General features: G+C 45.8%; 20 protein-coding genes and 1 tRNA gene. 16 read left to right on the forward strand and 5 right to left on the reverse strand.

Features of this window, described 5'->3' with window-relative positions:
- Positions 1 to 67 precede the first annotated feature (67 nt).
- The 10 genes from BBC0122_RS05890 (at position 68) to BBC0122_RS05935 (ending at position 12,041) form a co-directional block, all read left to right on the forward strand.
- Positions 68 to 688: an NADH-quinone oxidoreductase subunit J gene (locus BBC0122_RS05890; protein WP_077992141.1), complete on the forward strand. Its 621-nt coding sequence runs from the start codon at positions 68 to 70 to the stop codon at positions 686 to 688.
- Between the two features lie 13 nt (positions 689 to 701).
- Positions 702 to 1,010 carry an NADH-quinone oxidoreductase subunit NuoK gene (gene nuoK, locus BBC0122_RS05895; protein ID WP_075870696.1) on the forward strand — a complete coding sequence of 103 codons (309 nt, stop codon included), beginning with the start codon at positions 702 to 704 and terminating at the stop codon, positions 1,008 to 1,010.
- Between the two features lie 6 nt (positions 1,011 to 1,016).
- Positions 1,017 to 2,981, forward strand: a complete 1,965-nt coding sequence (nuoL, locus tag BBC0122_RS05900) for an NADH-quinone oxidoreductase subunit L (RefSeq protein ID WP_077992142.1) — start codon at positions 1,017 to 1,019, stop codon at positions 2,979 to 2,981.
- Positions 2,981 to 4,450 (forward strand): NADH-quinone oxidoreductase subunit M, encoded by a 1,470-nt coding sequence (locus tag BBC0122_RS05905; protein WP_077992143.1) that lies wholly within the window; start codon positions 2,981 to 2,983, stop codon positions 4,448 to 4,450. Before nuoL ends, BBC0122_RS05905 begins: the two co-directional genes overlap by 1 nt.
- A gap of 14 nt (positions 4,451 to 4,464) precedes the next feature.
- Complete coding sequence (gene nuoN, locus BBC0122_RS05910) at positions 4,465 to 5,925, forward strand: NADH-quinone oxidoreductase subunit NuoN (protein WP_077992144.1); 1,461 nt, start codon at positions 4,465 to 4,467, stop codon at positions 5,923 to 5,925.
- 5 nt (positions 5,926 to 5,930) lie between these two features.
- The gene (locus BBC0122_RS05915; protein WP_077992146.1) at positions 5,931 to 6,728 is read left to right on the forward strand and encodes a biotin--[acetyl-CoA-carboxylase] ligase; all 798 of its coding nucleotides are present in this window, start codon (positions 5,931 to 5,933) and stop codon (positions 6,726 to 6,728) included.
- Positions 6,729 to 6,788: 60 nt separating this feature from the next.
- Entirely contained in the window at positions 6,789 to 8,465 is a 1,677-nt protein-coding gene (locus tag BBC0122_RS05920) for a ribonuclease J (RefSeq protein WP_077992147.1), read from the forward strand.
- 290 nt (positions 8,466 to 8,755) lie between these two features.
- A complete protein-coding gene (gene proS, locus BBC0122_RS05925) occupies positions 8,756 to 10,081 on the forward strand; it encodes a proline--tRNA ligase (RefSeq protein ID WP_077992149.1) in 1,326 nt (441 codons plus the stop codon).
- The gene (locus tag BBC0122_RS05930) at positions 10,081 to 11,361 is read left to right on the forward strand and encodes a lipoprotein-releasing ABC transporter permease subunit (RefSeq protein ID WP_077992154.1); all 1,281 of its coding nucleotides are present in this window, start codon (positions 10,081 to 10,083) and stop codon (positions 11,359 to 11,361) included. The genes proS and BBC0122_RS05930 overlap by 1 nt, the downstream gene beginning before the upstream one ends.
- Positions 11,361 to 12,041: an ABC transporter ATP-binding protein gene (locus BBC0122_RS05935; protein ID WP_077992155.1), complete on the forward strand. Its 681-nt coding sequence runs from the start codon at positions 11,361 to 11,363 to the stop codon at positions 12,039 to 12,041. The genes BBC0122_RS05930 and BBC0122_RS05935 overlap by 1 nt, the downstream gene beginning before the upstream one ends.
- Before the next feature lie 58 nt (positions 12,042 to 12,099).
- On the opposite strand, the gene BBC0122_RS05940 is transcribed toward BBC0122_RS05935, so the two are convergent.
- A complete protein-coding gene (locus BBC0122_RS05940; protein ID WP_077992156.1) occupies positions 12,100 to 12,414 on the reverse strand; it encodes an AzlD domain-containing protein in 315 nt (104 codons plus the stop codon).
- Positions 12,414 to 13,136, reverse strand: a complete 723-nt coding sequence (locus tag BBC0122_RS05945; protein WP_077992157.1) for an AzlC family ABC transporter permease — start codon at positions 13,134 to 13,136, stop codon at positions 12,414 to 12,416. The genes BBC0122_RS05940 and BBC0122_RS05945 overlap by 1 nt, the downstream gene beginning before the upstream one ends.
- Before the next feature lie 154 nt (positions 13,137 to 13,290).
- Between BBC0122_RS05945 and BBC0122_RS05950 the strand changes: the two genes are divergently transcribed.
- Both BBC0122_RS05950 and mfd read left to right on the forward strand, forming a co-directional pair.
- A complete protein-coding gene (locus tag BBC0122_RS05950) occupies positions 13,291 to 13,584 on the forward strand; it encodes an FAD assembly factor SdhE (RefSeq protein ID WP_077992161.1) in 294 nt (97 codons plus the stop codon).
- Between the two features lie 3 nt (positions 13,585 to 13,587).
- The gene (gene mfd / locus BBC0122_RS05955) at positions 13,588 to 17,091 is read left to right on the forward strand and encodes a transcription-repair coupling factor (RefSeq protein WP_077992162.1); all 3,504 of its coding nucleotides are present in this window, start codon (positions 13,588 to 13,590) and stop codon (positions 17,089 to 17,091) included.
- Positions 17,092 to 17,211: 120 nt separating this feature from the next.
- Here mfd and BBC0122_RS05960 read toward each other — a convergent pair whose 3' ends face one another.
- Together BBC0122_RS05960 and BBC0122_RS05965 are read right to left on the reverse strand one after the other, a co-directional pair.
- The gene (locus BBC0122_RS05960; RefSeq protein ID WP_077992164.1) at positions 17,212 to 17,886 is read right to left on the reverse strand and encodes a DsbA family oxidoreductase; all 675 of its coding nucleotides are present in this window, start codon (positions 17,884 to 17,886) and stop codon (positions 17,212 to 17,214) included.
- 8 nt (positions 17,887 to 17,894) lie between these two features.
- Entirely contained in the window at positions 17,895 to 19,622 is a 1,728-nt protein-coding gene (locus BBC0122_RS05965; RefSeq protein ID WP_149866733.1) for an extracellular solute-binding protein, read from the reverse strand.
- A gap of 465 nt (positions 19,623 to 20,087) precedes the next feature.
- Between BBC0122_RS05965 and BBC0122_RS05970 the strand changes: the two genes are divergently transcribed.
- Positions 20,088 to 20,702, forward strand: a complete 615-nt coding sequence (locus BBC0122_RS05970) for an invasion associated locus B family protein (RefSeq protein WP_075870681.1) — start codon at positions 20,088 to 20,090, stop codon at positions 20,700 to 20,702.
- 640 nt (positions 20,703 to 21,342) lie between these two features.
- On the opposite strand, the gene gpt is transcribed toward BBC0122_RS05970, so the two are convergent.
- Positions 21,343 to 21,840 (reverse strand): xanthine phosphoribosyltransferase, encoded by a 498-nt coding sequence (gene gpt, locus BBC0122_RS05975; protein ID WP_077992167.1) that lies wholly within the window; start codon positions 21,838 to 21,840, stop codon positions 21,343 to 21,345.
- Positions 21,841 to 22,388: 548 nt separating this feature from the next.
- Here gpt and BBC0122_RS05980 point away from each other — a divergent pair.
- The 3 genes from BBC0122_RS05980 (at position 22,389) to BBC0122_RS05990 (ending at position 25,346) form a co-directional block, all read left to right on the forward strand.
- Positions 22,389 to 22,464 (forward strand) — tRNA-Lys (locus BBC0122_RS05980).
- Positions 22,465 to 22,975: 511 nt separating this feature from the next.
- On the forward strand, positions 22,976 to 24,130 hold the full coding sequence (locus BBC0122_RS13340; protein ID WP_188318091.1) for a septal ring lytic transglycosylase RlpA family protein: 1,155 nt from the start codon (positions 22,976 to 22,978) through the stop codon (positions 24,128 to 24,130).
- Between the two features lie 52 nt (positions 24,131 to 24,182).
- A complete protein-coding gene (locus BBC0122_RS05990) occupies positions 24,183 to 25,346 on the forward strand; it encodes a D-alanyl-D-alanine carboxypeptidase family protein (protein ID WP_077992168.1) in 1,164 nt (387 codons plus the stop codon).
- Positions 25,347 to 25,363 lie beyond the last annotated feature (17 nt).

Raw genomic sequence — 25,363 nt, forward strand, 5'->3', positions numbered from 1 at the left:
GACGCGGCAAAATATAAATCGGCGTAATTATTTGCGTCAACGTTTTGGTTTAACTTAGGGGAAACCAATGTTAACAGGTATAGCAGCGGCATTCTTTTATTTGTTCGCTTTCATTATGCTGGCTAGCGCAGTTCTGGTTGTTGCCGCGCGTAATCCGGTGCATTCGGTATTGTTTCTAATACTTGCGTTTTTCAACGCGGCCGCGTTGTTCATTTTAACAGGAGCCGAATTTCTCGGTCTTATTCTGCTTGTTGTGTATGTGGGTGCGGTCGCTGTTCTGTTCTTGTTCGTCGTTATGATGCTCGATGTCGATTTCGCAGAGCTGAAAAGTGGCGCATTGAAATATGCTCCGATCGGCGCACTGGTCGGTATTATTATAGCGGTCGAACTGATTGTGGTGTTCGCAAGTTCGCATTTTTCGCCAACTTTGGCAGAACATGTGACCGAACCGATGCCAAGTTTGACAGAGCGAACCAATACTCAGGCTTTAGGCGACATTCTCTATACGGATTATGTTTTCTATTTCCAACTTGCCGGTCTTGTTTTGCTTGTTGCAATGATTGGTGCGATTGTTTTGACCTTGCATCATCGTTCAGGCGTGAAAAGGCAATCAATTTCCAAACAGGTTGCACGCATGCCTGAAGACACGCTTGAAATTAAAAAAGTTGAATCTGGTAAAGGTATTTAACGGGAAGAATAATATGCACATTGAAATTGCTCACTATCTGACCGTTTCTGCATTGTTGTTCACAATTGGTGTCTTTGGCATTTTTCTGAACAGAAAAAACGTCATTATTATTTTGATGTCGATTGAGCTCATATTGCTTTCAGTCAATTTAAATTTTGTGGCCTTTTCTTCGGTTCTGCACGATCTTGTGGGGCAAGTATTTGCGCTCTTTGTGTTGACCGTTGCTGCAGCAGAAGCTGCAATCGGCTTGGCTATTCTGGTTGTATTCTATCGTAATCGCGGTTCGATTGCGGTCGAAGATGTTAACGTGATGAAAGGCTGACGCGTTATGTTTTACGCTATTGTCTTCCTACCTCTTTTAGGCTTTTTTATCGCCGGATTAGGTGGAAAAACGCTGGGAGCCCGCGCCGCCGAACTCGTAACATGTACCTTCATGGTTATCGTTGCGGTTCTTTCATGGATAGCATTTTTCGATATTGCTATGGGAAGCGGGCAAACTGTTGATGTTCCAATATTCCATTGGATATTGGTTGGCGGTTTACAGTTCGATTGGGCTTTGCATATCGACGCACTCACGGCTGTAATGTTGATTGTTGTCAATACAGTGTCTGCATTGGTTCATATCTATTCGATAGGATATATGCATACTGACCCGTCGCGGCCAAGGTTCTTTGCCTATCTGTCATTTTTCACATTTATGATGTTGATGCTCGTTACGTCGAACAATCTTGTCCAACTCTTCTTTGGATGGGAAGGTGTCGGTCTCGCATCTTATCTGTTGATCGGATTTTGGTATCAGCGCCCGTCCGCATCTGCTGCTGCTATCAAAGCATTTGTTGTGAACAGGGTCGGGGATTTCGGATTTCTTGTAGGCGTGTTCAGTGTTTTTGCTCTGTTCAAATCGGTCAATTTCAATACGATTTTTTCAAGAGCTGGAGATCCCGGTTTTGTTGAACATATGACCTTCCTCAGTTGGCAAGTGGATGGCAACAAGGCAATAACCGTTGCCTGTTTCTTCCTTTTCATCGGGGCAATGGCTAAATCGGCGCAGTTTTTTCTACACACATGGTTGCCAGATGCCATGGAAGGTCCGACGCCTGTTTCGGCTCTCATCCACGCTGCAACGATGGTTACTGCCGGCGTATTCATGGTTACGCGCATGTCACCGATTTTCGAGCTTGCTCCAACTGCTCAGACAGTTATTGTGGTTATTGGCGCGACAACGGCATTTTTTGCAGCAACCGTGGGGCTGGTGCAAAACGATATCAAGCGCGTTATCGCCTATTCGACATGTTCGCAGCTTGGTTACATGTTTGTAGCGCTCGGTGTCGGCGCATATAGCGCGGGCGTTTTCCATCTTTTTACCCACGCATTTTTCAAAGCTTTGTTGTTCCTTGGTGCGGGTTCGGTTATCCATGCCGTTTCGGACGAACAAGATATGCGCAAGATGGGTGGTTTGCGCAAATACATTCCAACCACATACTGGATGATGGTTATCGGCACGCTTGCACTAACCGGTGTCGGTATTCCGGAAACTGTATTCGGTACGGCGGGCTTTTTCTCGAAAGACGGCATTATTGAATCGGCGTTTGCTTCCCATAATGTCGCTAGCGGCTATGCCTTCTGGTTGCTTGTTATTGCTGCATTGTTTACGAGCTTTTATTCGTGGCGTCTGATTTTCCTGACATTCCACGGCAAACCGCGGGCAACAGCAGATATTATGCACCATGTCCATGAATCCGGAGCAGTGATGATTGTGCCGTTGATTATTTTGGCGATCGGTGCAGTTTTTGCCGGTGTTATTTTCCAGCCATATTTTTCCGGCGGATTATACGATGCTTTCTGGAAAGGCGCGATATTTACCGGAGCTGAAAACCATATCCTTCATGATGCTCATGGCGTTCCGGTATGGGTAAAATGGTCGCCATTCGTAGTAATGGTTGTCGGGTTTGTATTGGCTTATCTGTTTTACATTGTTGCAACTGCCATTCCAAAGGCATTGGCCAACGCATTTCCCTTCCTTTACCGTTTTCTACTCAACAAATGGTATTTTGATGAACTTTATGACGTCGTGTTTGTCCGCTCGGCTTTTGTAATTGGCCGCTTCTTCTGGAAAGTGGGAGACGGAAAGATTATTGATGGCCTTGGCCCGAATGGAGTAGCGGCCCGCGTCGTAGACATAACCAATAAGGTGGTTCGTATGCAGACTGGGTATCTGTATCATTACGCATTCGCGATGCTGATCGGTATCGCTGCGCTCATCACCTGGATGATGATCGGGAGCTTAAACTGATGACCGACTGGCCTATTCTTTCTACGGTCACATTTTTGCCGCTTGTTGGCGTTGTTCTGATCCTTTTGATCAAGGACGATGGCGAGGCAGCAAAGCGCAATATTCGCAATGTGGCACTTTTTACGACTTTATTCGTATTTGTATTATCCCTCATTATCTGGGCAGGATTTGATAACAGCAATTCCGGTTTCCAGATGGAAGAGAAGATCAGTTGGCTCGGTGGCGGCATTAATTACCATATGGGCGTTGATGGAATTTCGGTTTTATTCGTTGTTCTATCCGGCTTCCTGATGCCGTTCTGTGTTTTAGCTAGCTGGGAAACAGTGAAAGACCGGTTGAAAGCCTATATGATAGCTTTCCTTCTTCTTGAAGTTGCAGTTGTCGGTGTATTTTGTGCTCTCGATGCGGTTTTATTCTATGTCTTCTTCGAGGGAAGCTTGATACCGATGTTCATTATTATCGGTGTCTGGGGTGGTCCAAGACGTGTTTATGCAAGCTTGAAATTCTTCCTCTACACGTTTCTGGGTTCGGTTCTGATGTTGGTTGCCATTATGGTTATGTATTGGCAAGCCGACACTCTCGATATTCCGACGCTTCTCCACTATAAGTTCCCGGCTCACATGCAATTCTGGCTGTGGTTTGCGTTTTTTGCGTCTTTTGCAGTCAAAATGCCGATGTGGCCTGTTCATACATGGTTGCCTGATGCCCACGTCGAAGCGCCGACAGCCGGTTCGGTAATATTGGCCGGCATTCTTCTGAAACTCGGCGGTTACGGCTTTATCCGTTTTTCATTGCCGATGTTTCCGGTTGCTTCAGCAGATCTGGCGCCGTTTGTGTTCACCCTTTCGCTGATCGCAATTATCTACACGTCACTTGTTGCACTTGTTCAGGAAGATATGAAAAAGCTGATTGCTTATTCGTCTGTTGCGCATATGGGCTATGTGACGATGGGTATTTTTGCGGCGAATGAACTCAGTATTCAGGGTGCTATCTACCAGATGCTTTCCCATGGTATCGTGTCGGCTGCACTTTTTCTTTGTGTCGGTGTTATTTATGACCGGTTGCATACGAGGGAAATTGCCGCTTTTGGGGGACTAGCCAACAACATGCCCAAATATGCTGTTGCCTTCATGGTCTTCACAATGGCGAATATCGCTCTTCCTGGTACGTCGGGATTCCTTGGTGAATTTCTCACGTTGATCGGCGTATTCCAGGTCAATAGCTGGGTTGCTGTCATTGGTACAACCGGCGTTATTCTGTCAGCGTCTTATGCACTTTACCTTTATCGTCGCGTTATCTTCGGAAAACTCGACAAAGAAAGCCTGAAGACTCTTCTTGATTTGTCACCACGGGAGAAATTCATTCTATATCCGATGATTGCTCTTACCGTATTTTTCGGTTTCTATCCGACGCCGGTTCTCAATACAACGGCTGCGGCAGTAGAAGCTCTTGTTAACCAGCTGCACTGAAGAGGCGAATGTCCATGCATACTGATTTAATGGCTCAATTGCCGCTGATATTTCCTGAACTCCTTGTTGCCTTAGGAGCTTTGGTGCTGTTACTGATCGGGGTGTTTTCCGGTGCGCGTTCCTATGTAACGATAACCGGGTTATCCATTGCGCTGTTGGTAGCGACGATCTTTGTTGTCGTTTTATCGGCAAATGATAGCGCGTTTGCCGTAAACGCTCTGATTGTCGATAATTTTGCCCGCTATATGAAAGTGCTTATGCTGGTCGGTGCAATATTCACATTGATAATGTCGGTTGGATTTGCGCGGTCGGATAAGCTTGCGAAATTTGAATATCCAATTCTGATGCTGTTTGCTGTTCTCGGTATGATGTTGATGATATCAGCCGGAAATATGCTGACGCTTTATATGGGGTTGGAACTTCACTCATTGGCTCTTTATGTACTGGCAGCTTTCAATCGCGATAACGTAAAATCTTCCGAAGCCGGTTTAAAATATTTTGTCCTCGGTGCGTTGTCTTCGGGCATGCTTCTTTATGGTATAACTTTGATTTATGGCTTTACCGGACAAATCGGTTTTCGTGAGCTGGCAACGGTTCTCAACGGTCAGATACCGCAGCTCGGCGTTATTTTCGGTATCGTTTTCATCCTTGCCGGCCTTGCCTTCAAGATTTCGGTTGTTCCCTTCCATATGTGGACACCTGATGTCTATGAAGGTGCTCCGACACCGATTACTGCCTTTTTTGCCAGTGCACCGAAGGTTGCGGCTATGGCACTTATCATTCGTGTCATTGTTGAAGGATTTCTTCCGCTTTCCGGTGTCCACGGCGCTTTGGCAGCGTGGCAACAAATTCTCGTATTCATGTCGATAGCCTCTATGGCTTTGGGAGCGTTTGCCGCAATAGGGCAGGCGAATATCAAACGCCTTATGGCTTATTCTTCAATAAGCCATATGGGTTATGCACTCGTCGGTCTTTCTGCCGGCACAGCATTCGGTATTGAAGGCGTAATCCTTTATATGACAGTTTACGTTGCAATGATTTTAGGCTCGTTTGCCTTTATTTTGGGTATGCGGACGCGTGATGGTAACGTTGAAAGCATATATGATCTTGCAGGATTGGCGAAAAATAGTCCTTTTATGGCATCTGTTATGACGATCATGCTGTTTTCATTGGCGAGTGTTCCGCCGATGGCCGGTTTCTTCGTTAAGTGGTATACATTTTCAGCCGCTGTTTATGCCGGATTGATACCGCTTGTTGTCATTGGTATGATCGCATCTGTCATCAGTGCGTTCTATTACTTGCGTGTTATCAAGATCATGTGGTTTGACGAGGCACAGCAGTCATCAAGCTTCTTGCCTCTAACAGGCGAGCTTAAATTTGTTCTCACGATAACCGGTATATTTGTGCTGTTTTATATTTTCTTCGGCATTTATCTTTCGCCATTGGCACAGAACGCTGCTGCATCACTTTTCTAAGCAAGATGGAATTTACACTTTCTGATCTTGCCCGGCGACATGGTTATAAAGTGGAGTCCTACGAAAGTGTGGACTCCACTAATCGTGTTGCTTTGGCCAAAGCGCATGAAGATGAAGATCGTCTTTGGGTTGTTTCCGACGAACAAACATCGGGAAGGGCACGCAGAGGTCGTCAATGGAATAGTCCCAAAGGTGATCTTTATGCCAGTCTTCTGCTGAGCCGAAATATTAATCCGGTCAACGCTGCACAATTGGGGTTTGTTGCAGGTGTTTCTCTGGCAGATGCAATTGCAGCACTTTTGCAAAAAGCGGGAATTTCGAGCGACGTTTTAGGTCTCAAATGGCCTAATGATATGTTATTGAAAGACGCAAAAGCGTCCGGAATATTGCTGGAGCTTGAACGGATCGATGAAACGCGTTTTGCATTGGTCATAGGGATTGGCGTCAACATAATCCATAAATATGAAGACGCCCCTTATCCGACCGAAGCATTAAAAAATATTATACCGAACGCTGATAGCGCAACTCTTTTCAAGTTGCTTGGCGATTATTGGGCGATAAATTATGACATATTTCTTGCATCCGACGGAACAGAAATAATCAGAAAAAAATGGCTCGAACACGCTGCCCGTCTCGGTCAGGAATTGACAATTACCGGCAACAATAAAGTCATTCGCGGGATTTTTTCGGGTCTTGATGGAAACTATAATTGCATCGTTACCGATGATGACGGGCATGAAATAAAAGTGTCGGCTGGTGATGTCCATTTCGGTAATATTGCATCTTCGGTTGCTGGCCGATAATAAGAAGAGAAGATAAGTCGGGTAAGCGCTGTCCGGAAGTCGTATATCAGGGAGTCCCTAATGGCATCACGCAAAAATAATGAGTTGGTTTTTCTACCACTTGGGGGCGTAGGCGAGATCGGTATGAATCTCGGCGTTTATGGGTACGGTCCTGAAGATAACCGGAAATGGCTGATCGTTGATCTCGGTGTCAGTTTTGCAGGTCCCGAGTTACCGGGTGTTGATCTTGTCATGCCGGATATACGTTTTCTGGAAAACGAACGCCCGAATATATTAGGGTTGGTCGTAACGCACGCCCATGAAGACCATTTCGGCGCGATATTGGATTTGTGGCCGAAATTGAAGATACCTGTTTACTGTACCGCATTTACCGCAGGCTTGTTGGAAACAAAGCGCGAAATTGATTACAATTCTTATGATGTGGCGGTTACTCTGTTCAAAGCCGGTGATCGTTTTGAACTGGGGCCGTTTTCAATCGAAGCAATAGCTGTTGCCCATTCTATTCCCGAACCGGTAGCATTGGCAATTAAAACGCCGCTCGGAACGGTTGTTCACACCGGCGATTGGAAAATTGATCTTGAACCGTCACTTGGCGCCTTAACTGATGAAAAGCGGTTTAGAGAATTGGGCAAAGAGGGCGTACTTGCACTCGTCTGCGACTCGACAAATTCGATGCGGGACGGCGTATCACCGACAGAACATGACGTTTTTAAAAGCCTGACCGAAATAATCTCAGGTGAAAAAGGACGCGTCGCGATTACAACTTTTTCATCCAATGTCGGGAGGATTATTTCAATAGCAAAGGCGGCCAAGGAAGCTGGCCGACAGGTTTTACTGGTAGGCCGCTCGATAAAACGGAGTGTCAATGTTGCCGAAGAACTCGGCTATCTTGAAGGCATTGATCCGTTTCTGAGTGAGGAAGACTATCCATATATTCCGCGCGATAAAATCGTTATGGTTTTGACGGGAAGTCAAGGAGAGCAAAGAGCAGCACTTGCCAAATTGTCTCGTGATGAAATGCGTTCGCTTGCGTTAACGGCTGGCGATACGGTTATTTACTCTTCGCGCAGTATTCCCGGAAATGAAAGAGCTATTATCGATACGCAAAACCGCCTGACAGACATGGGTGTGAAGATTATCACCGATCATGACGCACTTGTTCATGTTTCCGGACATCCACGTCGTAACGACCTCAAGAAAATGTATGAGTGGGTAAAACCGCAGATTTTGGTTCCGGTTCATGGTGAGGCTCTTCATCTGGCAGCACAAACGGCTTTGGGGCGTCAGGCGGGTATCAAACAAGTGGCAGAAATACGCAATGGCGATATGTTGAAGCTTGCGCCTGAACCAGCCGAAATTGTTGATGAAGTTCCGGTTGGACAAATTTATAAAGACGGAAATCTCATTGGCAATGAAGAAGAATTGGGGATTAGTCAAAGGCGAAAATTAAGCTATGTAGGGCAGGTATCAGCGTCATTCCTGTTGGACAAGCACCACAATCTCGTCGATGTGCCTGAAGTTGTCTGTTTCGGTTTGCCGGAAACAGATGACGAGGGGAATCTTTTTGATGACATTATTACAGACGCAATCGAAACGACGATTGAAAGTATTCCCCGTGTAAAGCGTAAAGATGACGATATGGTTCGGGAAGCTGTTCGACGGGCGGTCAGAGCATCTGTTAACGAAATATGGGGCAAAAAACCGGTTTGCACAATTTTCTCCCACAGGTTGAGATAAAGCAACGACTTGAGCTTTATAATCTTGTTGTCGATTGCACAAAAATGTTGGTGCGAAAACGCATAAATCAGGGGGTATTGTTTTATTTGGCAAGCGTAGAAATTGTTTGAAAACAATTGTTTTTATGTTTCGGTTTCTATCTGTTTCTTATGTTCCTGAAGGACAATTTTTATAAAAAGCTTTCGATCTTCGATTGTTTCTATTTTCAAGCGTTACGTTAGCCGCTATGGTTAACAAATACTGATAAATCTGCTCCGATTCGAGGAGCTTAGCTGGAATTTTAATAGTCGATGCGTCTATCTCGTTATTTTTTACCCATATTGAAAGAAAATCCGAAGGAAGCAGAAATTGCTTCCCACCGCCTCATGTTACGTGCCGGAATGATACGCCAACAGGCAGCCGGCATATATGCCTGGCTACCGCTCGGCAAAAAGGTGCTGGATAAAGTTTGCAACATTATCCGCGAAGAGCAAAATCGCGCAGGCGCTCTCGAAATATGGATGCCAACCATACAATCAGCGGATTTGTGGCGGGAAAGCGGCCGTTACGATGCGTATGGGCAGGAAATGCTGCGTATTAAAGACCGGCAGGAACGTGAGCTTCTTTATGGTCCGACCAACGAGGAAGTCATTACCGATATTTTTAGAGCCCATATCAAGTCTTACAAAAATCTCCCGCTTAATCTTTATCATATTCAATGGAAATTCCGCGATGAAATTCGCCCGCGCTTCGGCGTTATGCGCTCACGCGAGTTTTTGATGAAGGACGGGTATTCTTTCGACATTGATTATGAGGGGGCGAAGGCGGCTTATAACCGTGTATTTGTTTCATATTTACGGACATTTGCAAGAACAGGTCTTAAAGCAATTCCGATGCGCGCGGATACCGGTCCGATCGGTGGAAATTTGAGCCACGAATTTATTATTCTTGCCGATACCGGCGAGAGCGCGGTCTACTGCGACAAGCATTTTCTGGACATGACCATTCCTCCGGCTGATGTCGATTTTTCTGATGATGCGGCAATCGCCGATATAGTCAAGGAATGGACAACACCCTATGCTGCAACCGACGAAATGCACGATGAAGCGCTTTGGGCGAAAGTTCCGCAATCCGACCAGATAGCGGCAAGGGGTATTGAAGTCGGTCATATCTTCCATTTCGGTACCAAATATTCGCTTCCGATGCATGCAACTGTCATGGGATCCGACGGTCAGGAACATCCGGTTTCGATGGGTTCTTACGGCATTGGTCCGTCACGTCTGGTGGCTGCGGCTATTGAAGCTTCGCATGATGAAAACGGCATTATCTGGCCGCGTGCTATGTCGCCATTTGATTTTGGTATCATCAATATGAAACCGGGTGATCCAAAGTGCGACGCATTGAGTGAAAGGGTCTACCAATCATTAATCAATGCAGGTTTTGATCCTTTGCTTGATGATACACAGGAACGTGCAGGTTCCAAATTCGCAACGATGGATCTTATCGGACTTCCTACGCAAATTGTTATTGGTCCGAAAAATGCCGCACAGGACGAGATAGAAATAAAAGACCGGAAAACCGGTCATAAGCAAGTCCTTTCGTTCGATGCGGCTTTGAGGCGACTAACGGAGGCTTGATGAGTACGAGAGCCAGAAGCGGTAGCCGGTCAGGATTTTCATCTTATGAATGGATGATTGCATTTCGGTATATGCTTCCGAACCGGAAACAGATGTTCACCTCGATCATATCGATTATATCGCTGATCGGTATCATGCTTGGTGTTTTCGCTTTGATCGTTGTCATGGCCGTTATGAACGGTTTCAGAACAGAATTGCTTGATCGCATTCTCGGCATGAACGGTCATCTCGTTATTCAGGCAATTGATAGCGATTTTACCGATTACAACAGTTTGATACCACGTATTGAATCCGTCGACGGTGTCAAGTTTGCGCTTCCCGTTGTCGAGGGGCAGGCTCTAGCCCAAGGCGATGCAACCGGCGGAACCGGAGCATTGGTTCGCGGAGTGCGCGAAACGGATCTTGATAAACTCACAACTGTCACTAAAAATATAAAATTTGGCAGCCTTGAAAATTTTGACAAGCAGGACGGCGTTGCAATTGGCAGCGGCATGGCAGAAAAACTGGGACTATCAGTGGGAAGCGACATCCGGATTATCACACCGGATGGCGATGTTACGCCTTTTGGTGTCAATCCTCGTGTTAAAGCTTATAAAGTTACGGCTATTTTCACCGTCGGTATGTCGGAATATGATACGATTTTCGTTTTCATGCCGTTAAAAGAAGCGCAGGCTTTCTTTAATTTGGGCAATAAAGTTCAATCACTGGAAATCTTTTTGAATAATCCCGATGCCGTATCGTCAATGACTCCGGAAGTTGAAAAAGCGGTCGGCAGACAGGTATATTCGATTGATTGGCGATCTCGAAATCAGGCTTTCTTTTCCGCACTACAAGTCGAGCGCAATGTGATGTTTTTCATATTATCGCTGATTGTTCTGGTGGCAGCTTTGAATATCATTTCCGGTTTAATCATGTTGGTCAAAGACAAGGGACATGATATTGCGATTTTGCGCACTATGGGGGCAAAACAAAGTGCTGTCATGCGCATATTCATCATGACAGGCATGGTCATCGGTGTGATAGGAACGATCTTCGGACTTTTGTTGGGTGTGTTGACATGCGAAAATATCGGCCACATTCAGGACTTTGTGTCATGGCTGTTTAATGTCGATGTTTTCAACCCGCAACTTTATTTCCTGACAAAATTACCTGCGCGTCTGGAATGGGGACAAACGTTGATGGTTGTCTTTATGGCGCTTTTTCTTTCCTTTCTTGCAACGCTCATACCGGCGTGGCGCGCTGCAAAGCTCGATCCGGTTCAAGCCTTGAGGTATGAATAATGGCGTCGTTGTTGCAACTCGTAAACATTGACCGGCGCTATCTGGACAGTGACAAGCCTCTTGTTATTCTTGATAAAGCCAATTTTTCTCTTGAACAGGGGCAGACTGTTGCCCTTGTGGCGCCGTCCGGTGCCGGTAAATCGACACTTTTACATATTGCCGGTCTTCTTGAGCGCCCCAATGGCGGAGATGTCGTTTTGCGCGGGCATTCCTGTTCCAATTTATCGGATAATGACCGCACAGCTATTCGTCGTAACGACATCGGTTTTGTCTATCAATTTCACCATTTGCTGCCTGAATTTACAGCCTTGGAAAATGTGATGATACCGCAAATGATTGCCGGTCTTAAGCGTTCCGAAGCGGCTGACCGCGGATTGAAATTGCTGACTTACCTGCGCGTAGGCCATCGCGCCAAACACCGGCCATCCGAACTTTCCGGCGGCGAACAGCAACGTGTGGCCATTGCCCGTGCCGTTGCCAATGCTCCGTCAATTTTGCTGGCAGATGAACCGACAGGTAATCTTGACCCTGTGACCTCGGCTTATGTTTTTCAGGCACTCGCTGCTTTGGTTCGTCAATCGGGGCTTTCTGCTCTTATTGCGACACACAATCTTTCGCTTGCCAAACAGATGGATCGGCGCATAACGCTGAAAAGCGGAAAAATTATCGAGCTTCCTTGAAGAGGAAATAGCGCAGAACATCTGGATGGTTGAGATATTCTCCAGACAAAATCCGGTGCTAGATATTCTGGAATAGCAGATAGCCTAATATGCTGACAATGACGGTCACGAACAGGCTTCGCGTTGCCATGCCGGCAATGAGAGAAACAATTGTGCTTAGTAAAGCCACTGAAATACCGAAACTCGTCGTTTGAGGTTTTTCAAGGATTTCGGCGACAATAATTGCAGAAAGCACTGCAGCCGGTACAAAGTTCAGCCAATAGCGGAAAAGTTTGGGAAATGGACGGTGTGCAAGCGTCATGACAGGGACGATTTTAATCAATCCGGTGACAACCGCTGCAATTGCTATACCCAACCCGACATGTTCCATCATTATATTTTGCTACTCCCCGACTTGAGAAGCATAAACATGCCAATTGTTGCGGCGATCAAAGTGGCGATGATTGACGATGCATTTGCGGCAATAATACCATGTGAAAAGGTAACAATAGCCATAGCGACAACAATCACAACAATATCTATTTTTTTAGTCTGGCTTGCATACCAACCGAGCAGAAGCAGCCCGATAAACATACCGACAAGACTGAAACTCAAGCTATCCTTTAGCCAATCGGGGAGCGATGTTGCAAAAACGCTGCCGACGAGTGTTGCAAAAATCCAGCTGAACCAAGCTGTTAAATTCAATCCTAACAGCCATGAAAATGGCAGAATATTATTATGCAAACGGGCGTATTGTGATGCCACGCCGAAGGTTTCATCAGTCATCAGAAAGCCGCCGACGAGTTTTTCAAACCGGTTGGCGTGAGAAAAAAACTGCGCCATATAGGTGTTGATTAAAAGATAGCGCATATTGATAAAGAGGACGCCCAGAGCGATTTGCATCAGTCCGGCTCCTGTCGAGGCCATTGAATAAAACAGGAATTGTGCAGAACCGGCGTAAACAAATGTGCTTAGACAAAAAATCTGCAAAACAGAAAATCCGGATACCGAGCCGATTGCACCGCAGGCGAAACCGATCGCCCAATATCCTAACAATGTCGGGATGCAGGCGACGATCCCCTGTTTGAACAGATGCCAATGATTTTTCTGTATCATTCAAAGACTCAAATTTGCGTTCAACGCCTTTTGGAACGACGTCTTGATATACATGTTTACATATTTGGACTATTGTCAAACAACGAATTATTGAAACATAGTCGAGAGCGTAATATAGGACGAAGTCCCATATCGTGTTGAATTGGAGGATAGGATGACAGGCTCAAGAGTCGATAATAGTAAGCTGAATGTAAGGCAACGCCGACTTGTCTTTCGTGCCTGGCATCGGGGGATCCGTGAAATGGATCTGGTTTTCGGGCAATATGTTGACGCGCATATCATGAATCTTGATGAAAAGGCCATGGACGAGCTTGAATATATTATGTCTTTTGAAGATAGAGATTTATTGACGTGGGTTACCGGCGAAGTCAAAGTACCTTATGACGTGGATACGCCGCTTTTTCGCGACATTCTCGATTACCGTACACGCATGGATTTTAACGCTTAAGTTATGTCGATATTCAAAAAAAATTTCAGTCCGGAGAAATTGCCTCGATATGTCAGCTTTGACGGCATCGTTTCCGGTTATGAACCGTTTGCAATTTATAAAATAGCGGCTGAAATCGGCAATAAAGGACCAATTCTTTATATTGCTCGTGATGGACAAAAACTTGATGATCTGACACACGCACTCGCTTTTATAGAAGCGCAGATGCCGGTTGTGCAATTGCCGTCGTGGGATTGCCTCCCTTACGATCGGGTCTCGCCCAATCCGGCGATTTCGGCCAAGCGTATGTCGGCACTTGCGAATATTTACAGTCTTTTAGAAAATCCGCATCCGGCAATTATTCTTACAACGGCAAATGCTGTGATGCAAAAATTGCCACCCCGTGCGGCCGTTGCAGGACAATCGATTACTGCAAAGCCAGGGCAGAGCCTCGATATGGACAAGCTTATCCATCATCTTGAGCACAATGGCTTCGAGCGGGTTTCGACAGTCCGTGAAGTCGGTGATTTCGCTGTTCGCGGCGGAATTGTCGATTTGTTTGCACCAGGAAGCGATGCACCTGTAAGACTGGATTTTTTTGGCGATAGTCTTGAAACAGTACGTGCTTTTGACCCAGCCAGCCAACGAACAGTGAAAACGCTTCAAGAATTTTCGTTGGAACCGATGAGCGAGATAACGCTGACACCGGAATCGATAAGCAAATTCAGAACGAATTACATCCGCTCTTTCGGTGCAGCCAAACCGAATGACGCACTCTACGAAGCGATTTCGGAAGGCCGGCGTTTTTCCGGAATGGAACATTGGCTACCACTTTTTTACGACAAGCTTGATACCATTTTTGATTATATTGGCGATATTCCGGTTGTGTTCGATCATCTTGTGGAAGAGGCAATGATCGAGCGCAATAAACTTATTGAAGATTATTATCAGGCGCGTTTGGAAAATCATGATCCGAAGGACTCTTCAACCCCCTACAATCCTGTAAAACCGGCCGCACTTTATCTCACTCCACAAGATATTGATGCGCTCTCGGAAAAAGCCACCCACAGAATCGACTTCACGCCTTTTGCCGAGCCGGAAACATCCGGTCACTATGTGCTTCACAGCAATGTCACAACCGGTCGGGATTTTGTCGAGGAACGGACCTCGGAAAACAAGAATTTGTTTGAAAGTGTTGTCGAGCATGTTGCTCAACTCCGTTTCCGTGGGAACAAGGTTTTGCTTACCGGCTGGAGTGAAGGCTCGTTAGAACGTCTGGTGCAGGTGCTTGACGAACATGGCCTCAAAAAAATTGAAAAAGTTGGTTCTCTCAATACGGTAAAGGCTACGCCACGCGATCACATTACTGCTGCAGTCGTCACTATCGAACATGGATTTGTTGCCGAAGATCTGGTCGTTGTTGCCGAACAGGATATATTGGGCGACCGGTTGGTAAGGTCTGCGCGCCGACGCAAGCGCAACGCCGATTTTATTTCCGATATGACAACATTGAACAGCGGAGATATTGTCGTTCACGTCGATCACGGTATCGGCCGGTTTGTCGGTTTGAAGACGATTGTAGCTGCCGGCGTGCCAAGAGATTGTCTGGAAATACATTATGCAGATGAAGACCGGCTTTTCCTGCCTGTCGAAAATATCGAGTTGCTCTCGCGTTACGGTGGAGAGGGCACAAATGTTGTTCTGGATAAGCTTGGTGGTGTGGCGTGGCAGGCGAGAAAAGCAAAACTCAAAAAACGTTTGCTCGAAATTGCCGGACATCTCATTCATGTTGCTGCCGAGCGCGAAATGCGAAAAGCACCGGTTCTTGTTCCGCCGACCGGTAGCTATGATGAATTTGTTGCCCGTTTCCCATATGACGAGACAGACGACCAATTGCGCGCCATTGATGCGGTCCTCGGCGACCTTGCTGCCGGAAAGCCGATGGATCGGTTGATTTGCGGTGATGTCGGGTTCGGAAAGACAGAAGTTGCAATCAGAGCTGCATTTGTTGCCGCATTAAATGGCTTCCAGGTTGCGGTCGTGGTGCCAACAACGCTTTTGGCACGTCAACATTATAAAACGTTTCAAGCGCGTTTTCAGGGTTTACCGGTAAAAATCGGGCAAGCATCACGCCTTGTGGGCGCAAAAGAACTTGGCGCGGTTAAAAACGGGGTGCGCGACGGAACAATCGATATTGTCATCGGCACACATGCGCTTCTTGGATCAACAATGCAATTTTCGCGGCTCGGCTTGTTGGTTGTTGATGAAGAACAGAATTTCGGTGTCAAACAGAAAGAACGTCTGAAGGAATTGAAGACCGACATTCACGTATTGACCCTTTCGGCAACTCCTATTCCGCGCACTCTACAACTGGCTTTGACCGGCGTCAGGGAGTTATCACTCATTACGACGCCACCGGTAGACCGTATGGCGGTGAGAACATTTGTCTCGCCGTTTGACCCTTTGATCGTGCGGGAAACGCTAATGCGTGAACATTATCGGGGTGGGCAAAGCTTCTATGTCTGCCCGCGAATTTCCGATTTGAAAGTTGTAGAGGAATTTCTTTCCAATCATGTTCCGGAACTGAAGGTCACCACCGCCCACGGGCAAATGCCGCCCGGCCAACTTGACGATATTATGAATGCTTTTTATGACGGGCAATATGACGTGTTGCTTTCAACCAGTATCGTTGAATCGGGCCTTGATATTCCCTCCGCTAATACATTGATTGTCCATCGTGCCGATATGTTCGGTCTTGCGGCGCTTTATCAGTTACGCGGGCGGGTAGGGCGTTCCAAGCAGAGAGCCTATGCTTTGTTTACACTTCCCAACCAGAAGGTTTTGACACCGGGTGCAGATCGGCGGCTGAAAGTCTTGCAATCTCTCGATACTCTCGGAGCAGGATTCCAGCTCGCAAGTCACGATATGGATATAAGAGGAGCGGGTAATCTTCTCGGCGAGGAACAATCCGGACATATCAAAGAAGTCGGTTTCGAGCTTTATCAACAAATGTTGGAAGAAGCCGTTGCCGAATTGAAAGACGGAACAGCTATTAACGATAGTCAGTGGTCACCGCAAATCTCTATAGGAACAGCTGTTATGATTCCGGATAACTATGTTCCCGATCTGCCTTTGCGCCTGTCGCTTTATAGACGGCTCGCCGAAATCGAAGAGCTTGGCGATATTGATGCATTCGGTGCCGAGCTGATTGATCGATTCGGTCCTTTACCGGTTCCGGTTCAGCATTTGCTCAAGGTTGTTTATATCAAATCGCTATGTCGGCAGGCGAATGTCGAGAAACTGGATGCCGGCCCCAAAGGTGTCGTTATCCAATTCAGGGAAAACAACTTTGCCAACGGTGTCGGTCTTGTCAAATGGATTGGCGAGCAGGGGAGCATGGCAAAAATACGCCCCGATCAAAGCGTGGTCTTTATCCGCGATTGGCCAAACGCCGATCAACGTCTGAATGGTGCTGCCACAGTCATGACGCAGCTCGTAAAATTGGCGAAAGAAGGCGCAAAGAAATAACCGTTGCGTCTTCGCTTCCCGTCGAATTCGGGCATTTATCGAGTCCGGGCGTTTATCAAACAGTTTTTGAAGATGATAGAGTGCTAAAAAACCGGCATTCTATTTGTTTTCAGATCGGCGTTAACGATCTTCACTTGCTCCCGGTTCATAACCGTCAGCAATCTGTTCGATAGTGTCTATTAAAACCTCGGTAGGTTGTGCCCCCATGACAACATATTTCTTGTCGATAATAAAAGAAGGGACACCACGTACACCGATATAATATGAATGGGCACTGTCCTGTTTGATCGTATCTTTATCAATGTCCGTCTCAAGCAATTTTTCCACAACATCAAAACGCATTCCGACACTTTTGGCTGCGTCAACGAGTATCGCATGATCGCCAATATTCTGTCCCTGCTCGAAAAAGCGGGAAAACAGTTCGGCGATAAGTTTGTCCTGCATTCCTTCTTTATCTTGAGATGCCCAGTAGACGACACGGTGGGCATCAAGCGAATTCGGCTCGGTTTTGATTGCAGCGAAATCGAATTCGATGTCTTCCTGTTTGCCAAGCTCGATCAACGTTCTTTCGGTTTCATCAATTGTATTCTGATTACCTGAAACTTTCTTCATATGGGTGGCATAAGGAATGCCTTCCGCTTTCATATTCGGATAGAGCTGGAAGGGCGTCCATGTGAGTTTGATGTCAATTTCGGGAAGTGATTTTATTGCCTTGAAAAGCCGTTTGCGACCGATAAAACACCATGGGCAAACAAGATCCGAAATCATATTGATATAAAGGTTCGAGCTCATCATCCTATCCTTTAGCGGTGCCACCAGGCCGGCAGGCGATATCCATAAAGCGGGGTATAGGCCGGATATTCTATGCGTGACCAACGTGCAACCCATTGATCGGGCAAATGATAGAGCGGAAGATAATAATTCCCTGAAATGAGAACACGGTCAAGCGCACGGACAGCGGCAGTAAAATCTTCATCGGAGCGGGCATCCAACAGTGCCGAAATCATGGCGTCGATTGCCGGATCGGCGGTTCCTGCAAAATTGAAACTGCCTTCGAGATTGCGCGAAGCAGAACCCCAACGATTGAGCTGCTCGTTGCCGGGCGATAAGGAAGCCTTGAGTTTTCCGATAATCATATCGTAATCAAATGAAGTCAGCCGATTTTGATATTGTGTATCGTCGACGGTTCGCACTTCCGCGTCAACACCGATTCGTGCAAGAGATCGCTGATAGGCGAGGGCAATTTTCTCTTCTTCCAAAGATTGTGTCATAATTTCAAAATGAAGTGGTTGCCCATCCGCCCCCACAGCCTGCCGGTTTTGAAGTCTATAACCGGCCTCGCGTAGTAACTGCCAAGCTTTTTCGGCTGCTGCACGGTCAATGCCTGATCCGTCGGTCTTTAAACTATGCCAGGTTCCATTCATCACGTCAGGTAAAACGGCGTCAGGATAAGGGCGTAAAAGTTGTTTTTCTTTTTCGGATGCGGGGCGGCCAACGGCCGAAAGCACAGAACCGCACCAATAACCTTCTGTCCGGCTATACACATCGTCAAACAGATTGTGATTGACCCATTCAAAGTCGAAAACAAGCGAAAGTGCCTGCCTGACTTTCCGATCTTTGAAAACGGATTTTCTGGTGTTGAATACAAAGCCGATCATATCGGCAGGTGTTTCTTTTTTAAAACTTTCTTTGATAACCTCTCCTGCACGAACGGCAGGAAAATTATAGGATAGACGCCAGCGGTTCGGATTGGCGGGTTCTTCCAGAAAAACGTCAAGAATGCCTTTTTTGAATGCCTCAAACCGCGTATTATCATTGCGGAAGTATTCGATCTGAACAATGTCGAAGTTATTGAACCCGCGGTTAACCGGTAAATTTTTTCCCCAATAATCGGGATTGCGCGTGTAAATGACGCGTTCCCCCGGATCAACGCGCGAAATAATATAAGGTCCGCTTCCCGGAATTGGCGTCAGCCCGTTGTTCTCGAAAATTGCAGGATTGATTGCATGCTTTGGAAGAACCGGCATACTACTTGCCAGAATGAAGGGAAATTCCCGATCTTTGGAATGAGGGAAATCCATTTTTATAGTGCGTTCATCCAGCTTTTCGATGTGTTCAATCCGCTTCATATAACGATCAAAGGGGGGACGCCCCTTGTCTTTCAACAAATTGACCGTGAATAATACATCATCGGCAGTAATTGCGACGCCATCCGAAAACTTTGCTTCAGGATTCAAATGGAAAACAATTTCAGTGCGATCATCATTCAATATCACATTATCGGCGATCAAACCGTAAAGTGTAAACGGCTCATCACGCGACCTTACCATCAAACTTTCGTAAACCAGACCACCAAATTGTTCGTCGGCAAATAGACCGCGCGCAGTCGTCCTGAAACTGCGAATAACAAAGGGATTGAGGCCATCGAATGTTCCAACGACGCCAAAAGTTATTTTACCACCTTTTGGCGCTTCAGGGTTGGCGTAGGGAAAATGGTCGAAACCGGGAGGAAGGGCAGGCATTCCATGCATTGCAATCCCGTTTTGAGCGGCCTGACAATAGTGTCCCGATTGTCCAAAACTCAAACAGAGAATCACAAAGAAAAAACCGAGTTTATAGACAATATTCATAAAAAGACCTTGGGTTCATAAAAAGACCGTGGGTTCATAAAAACCTTGGGATCATAATATTCCCGATTCGCCGCGTTTTAACCTATTTCATAGATTTTGAGGGATTTTTATCATTAATTACAGGAAAAAATACTATTTTCAACCGCGTCGCTATATATGGGATGTGATTTAAAAAGCACAAAGATCGGTGCAATTTATATTTTGTTTGCTACTAATGCTGGATTTTTTGATTAATCTTGTGTAAATGCGGCTCTAATGGAAGGAAACGTCATCCTATCGCCCTAATTGTAAGTAGAGCTATCCTCATAGAGGATGATATTTGCCTTTCGGGATTATTTTTTGCGCATTGAAAGGATTTGCCTGATCATGTCCCATAAAAGAACCTACGCTGCTATTTCCGCATTGGCTGGTGCTGCTGCTCTACTCGTTGCGTCACATAGCACCGCCAATGCTCAGGGCATGCCTCAGGGGTGGTATAAGGTTTGCAGCAAGCAACAGGATGTTGATGTTTGTAACACAATGAATACCGTTGTTTCCAACACCGGACAACCGCTGACGGCTGTGAATTTGGTTGAAGTCAAAGGGAAACAGAACGAAAAACGCATCGGTATTCAGGTACCGACAGGTCGTTTTATTCCGGAAGGCGTTCATATTCAGGTCGGTGACGGCCCTGTGAAGAAGATTCCCTATGTCATCTGCAATGGCCCTAGCTGCATTGCCAATGATACATTTGATGACAAACTTATCAATGCTATGAAAACAGGACAGAAATTGGTGGTAACAACAATCAATTTCCGTGGCACACCAAATCCGATCGAAATTTCGCTTGACGGTTTCAGTGCTGCTTATACCGGTCCTGGCATGCAGGAGAAAGATTTTGAAGCCGAGCAAATGAAGCTTCAGAAAGCTGTTCAGGCCAAAGAAAAGCAGTTTGAAGACAAGATGCGCGCTGAACAGGAAAAAGCCAAGTCCGGCAATTGATGCGATGCTTCATTTATGACTATTCAAAAGGCCGCTTGCGGCCTTTTTATTTTGCTTAAAACTAAGATTTTTCCGGTTATTTAATAGCTTGTAAACGAAAGAGATTTTTTCTCAAAGCCTCAAAGCCTCAAAGCCTCAAAGCCTCAAAGCCTCAAAGCCTCAAAGCCTCAAAGCCTCAAAGCCTCAAAGCCTCAAAGCCTCAAAGCCTCAAAGCCTCAAAGCCTCAAAGCCTCAAAGCCTCAAAGCCTCAAAGCCTCAAAGCCTCAAAGCCTCAAAGCCTCAAAGCCTCAAAGCCTCAAAGCCTCAAAGTTCTGTTATCCTGAGCAGCGAAACGCTGACCTCGTCGTTCCAGCCAAACCGCTGCAATGAAGAAATGCTGCGCCGACGATTGGAAAATACGTTATTAGTATGGTAAAACAATCTCTTATTATTGTTTTTTAATAATCCGGTTCATACGTCATGAATTCGATAACCGGAAAATCTGCTATAGCGAATCGGATTTCCTGTGTCTGCAAGATAAATAAAAAGGCTCCAGAATGTCGACCATCATGGAGCCTGTTTTTTAATTCCTATTATCCGGATTGGGGATAAACGAAAACCGGATTAAAGAGTGAAACCAATCGATTCACAAATTAAACCATCAACCGGCATGTGAATCTGCAATCGGTTTTTGAAATGCATATCCCATATCCCACGGGAAATAGATCCAGGTGTCTTGGCTGACTTCTGTAACGAATGTGTCTATTAAAGCCCGCCCTTTCGGCTTTGCATAAACTGTTGCGAAATGTGCTTTCGGAATCATACTGCGAACGATTTGAGCAGTTTTTCCGGTATCGGTGAGATCATCTACAACCAGAACGCCTTCACCATCATTCACTCTGACATTGTCACTAATCCCTTTAAGGATTTCCATTTCCGACTGGTGGCGATAATCATGATAAGAGGCAATACACACGGTTTCGATAAGCCGGATACCCAATTCACGACAAATAATTGCAGCGGGAACCAGTCCTCCGCGTGTGATAGCGACCATCGAACGCCATTCTTTTTTCTGGTCTGCAATGCGCCAAGCCAAAGCGCGGGCATCCCTGTGAAATTGATCCCAGCTTACGGGAAAAGCTTTATCCGGAAGCGACATACCAAGCTCCTAAAATTCTAAAAAACGATTTTGCCTTGTAATCCCATTTAATCCCCCATTTCAAGCATAACGGCGTCATCTTTTATGACGAATCGGTATAAGGCGGCTCATTCCACTTGTTCATAGTTCTGATGGAAATTCTTTCCACATAACGATTCGCGATCGACCCGACAGCAATTTTCTATGTTACACAGACATGGACATAATATCGAAGCCGAAAAGGCAGAATAACGGGAGACCGGCAATTTTTATATCCGGCGAAACATTTAAAGGACAAATGAATAACCAATCATTTTGTTCCGCCCAAAGAATGTGAGGCTTTCATTTATCTTTTTGTTAAGCAGAACATATTTTTTAAAATGCTGTTTGAGAGGAATTGCAAACAATAATAGCCGAACGCCGGTATTTTACCCTGATAACGCCGATGGGATTGCCAAAACTAAAGATTTTTTTCAAAACGAAAAAAATTTTTTGCTAAAAGGTGTTGACCTGAAGCGATCTCGCCCGTATGTTCCGCCCACTTTCATCAGGTAACCACCTTCATGAAAGAGCGCGTAGCTCAGCCGGTAGAGCAACTGACTTTTAATCAGTAGGTCCAGGGTTCGAATCCCTGCGCGCTCACCACTTTCCCAACAACAAACTCATCCTGTTATTGTCGCGTTCCGCATTGTCTGCGATTAAAGTTGTCGGCAGTTAAAGCTTCAGTGCGCCTACCTGATTTTTAATGATTACTGACAAGACCGTTTCATTTCTTACGACAATTTGCTCTGCTTACGACAATTTGCTTTGCTTACGACAATTTGCTTTGCTTACGACAATCCGCTTTGCTTACGACAATCCGCTTTGCTTACGACAATCCGCTTTTTCCAGAGCCATTATTTCCGGTGGCCGTCGTCAATCATGAAGGCGGTCAAATGATACCAACGTCGACTGACGATTGAGCCGCGTTAACGATGTTTTAATAAACAAGGCGAACTGGCATATACGCTTCTTAAACAATTATTAAAGATGTGTTAATCGGACAACAGAAAACGTTTCCGCCAAGGCGGCGAAGTCAAAAACGGGTGTTGTTCATTCAAAATAACATATTCCGATTTTGCTTCGTCATCAGTGGCATAACAGGACGGTGTAATTGATGTTGTCAGAAGCTAGAAAGAACGCGCAGAAAAAAGGCGTTGTATTTGTTCGCGGAATTGTTGTTTCAATATCCACAATGATGCTTGCGGCTTGTGCCAATCATGCAAAAGATATAGCGGCTACAGCACCAACGAAGACCGGTAGCGAGCAAGTCAAAGCCTATTCGGTTATACCTGCGACAAAGCCGGCAATCGCCCGTTTCAAGAAAACTGCAGAACGAGAGAACGGAATCCATAACAAGATCAAGGAAATAGGGGAGGTTGCCTATCTTTCTCCATCCGAAAGGGCCTATAAAAAGGTCGGGCGTGCTTCCTGGTATGGTGCGGCTTTCAATGGCCGTCTGACGGCAAATGGTGAAATTTACGATATGCATAATCTCACCGCTGCCCATCCGACAATGCCTTTACCAAGCTATGCGCGGGTAACGAATTTGGAAAATGGAGCTTCTCTCATTGTTCGAGTCAATGATAGAGGACCTTTCGCGGCCGATCGGGTGATTGATTTGTCAAAACAGGCTGCAACGATGCTTGATTATAAAGATGACGGTTTGGCAGATGTGAAAGTGGAATATGTCGGAAGGGCGCCGATTGAAGGAAATGATAATGAATTTCTGATGGCTTCCTATAAGCCTGGCAATATTACACCGGATACATTGCTTGCAATGGCGGGTGTAAATTTGAATTCACAGGTTGCCGACAGTGCTACACAGGCGATGGAAGGCTTTGCTCCGGCATCCGTTCAAAGCACGTACAGGCCGGAAATTATGCGTGTAACTTATCCGGAATTGCCAGAAATAGGACCTCTTCCGGCATTCAAACCGGATAATTCGCAACTGTTGGCATTTGCTGATGAAACCTCGACCAATTCACGACAGGAGGTTTTCAACAGTGTTCTGAATTCCGCAGGCAATGATAAGCCTTCAGGAAATATCATGCATTCCAAAACCGGCGCTTCGGCAAAAACGGCAAAGCCGGTTATGAAAGGCGAGATGAACGACGCGACCCATAAAACGATTGATGATGAGAATGTCAGGAACCCTGCAAAGTCTATGAGTGATGTGGCCGAAAATAGTGGCAAAAAAGCTGATCGGGCATTGGAACTTGCATGGGCGACAGGTGTGAGCGAAGCTTTCAGCATCGGTAGTGAACATTAGATACTTGAGTGAACCGTTGGTTTGTGCTGAAAACAAACCACGGAGACGATTTATGCGCGCAGTCATCATCTATTTGTTTGGATCCTTTTTGTTTGGTTCTATAGCAACGCAGTCATTTGCTCAAAATTTCCAGATTACTGCCACGCAAGCGATTATGGTAGATGGCGAGACCGGCTCGATATTATACCAGAAAAGTCCCCGAACCAGATTTGAACCGGCTTCCCTTGCGAAATTGATGACGGCCGAAGTTGTGTTTCATTTGCTTGAAAGTGGAGCATTACGTGAGGACCAACTTTTCCACATCAGCGTCAATGCCTGGCGAACAGGGGGAGCACCGTCGCGTACAAACACAATGTTTGCGCCGGTTAATAGTGACATAAGTGTGCTTGATCTTTTGCGCGGTATGATTATCGTCAACGGCAATGACGCAGCAATTGCTTTAGCCGAAGGCATTTCGGGAAGTGAAGAAAAATTTGCCGATTTGATGAATGAACGCGCCAAAGAATTGGGGCTTAATTCGAGTCATTTTGTCAATGCAACGGGCTTGCCGGAAAATGGGCAATATACAAATGTGAGTGACGTTATCCGCTTGTCACGTCATATTGCGCATAGTTATCCAAAATATTTCAAGATTTATTCGGAACCGGAAATAAGTTGGAGCAAAATTACCCAACGTAACAAAAATCCGCTTTTTGCTTTGAATATCGGAGCCGAAGGGTTTGCGAATGCGTTCAGCGAAAGTTCCGGATTTTCGACCTCTGCCGTTATTCAAAATAATAATCGACAACTGTTTCTGGTTTTGAATGGTATTAAAAAAGAAAAAGACAGACCGGCGGAAGCAGCAAAGCTCTTCAACTGGGGAATGACTGCATTTCAATTCAAGCAGGTTTTTCCGAAAGATGTCATTGTCGGATATGCACATGTATTCGGAGGTAAAAAACCGCTGGTACCACTGTTAGTCAAGGAGCCTGTCGATATTCTGATGAATGTCGAGAAGAAGTCTGTTATATCTGCAAAAATTATCTATCATGGCCCGTTGGATGCTCCTGTAAAAGCCGACGTGGAAGTTGGAAAACTGCAAATATTGGCTGATAAAACCGTTTTATTGGAAAAGCCGGTCTTTACCGCTGATGAAGTCGCCGAGACAGGACTTGTCGGAAAAGCCAAAGATGCTTTATATGAACTGACATTAGGTTGGTTAAGAAAATATCTTTAATCGTTGTTTATGAAATC

Origin of the sequence: Ditibartonella choladocola (genome assembly GCF_002007565.1) — a bacterium.
Classification (GTDB): Bacteria; Pseudomonadota; Alphaproteobacteria; order Rhizobiales; family Rhizobiaceae; genus Bartonella; species Bartonella choladocola.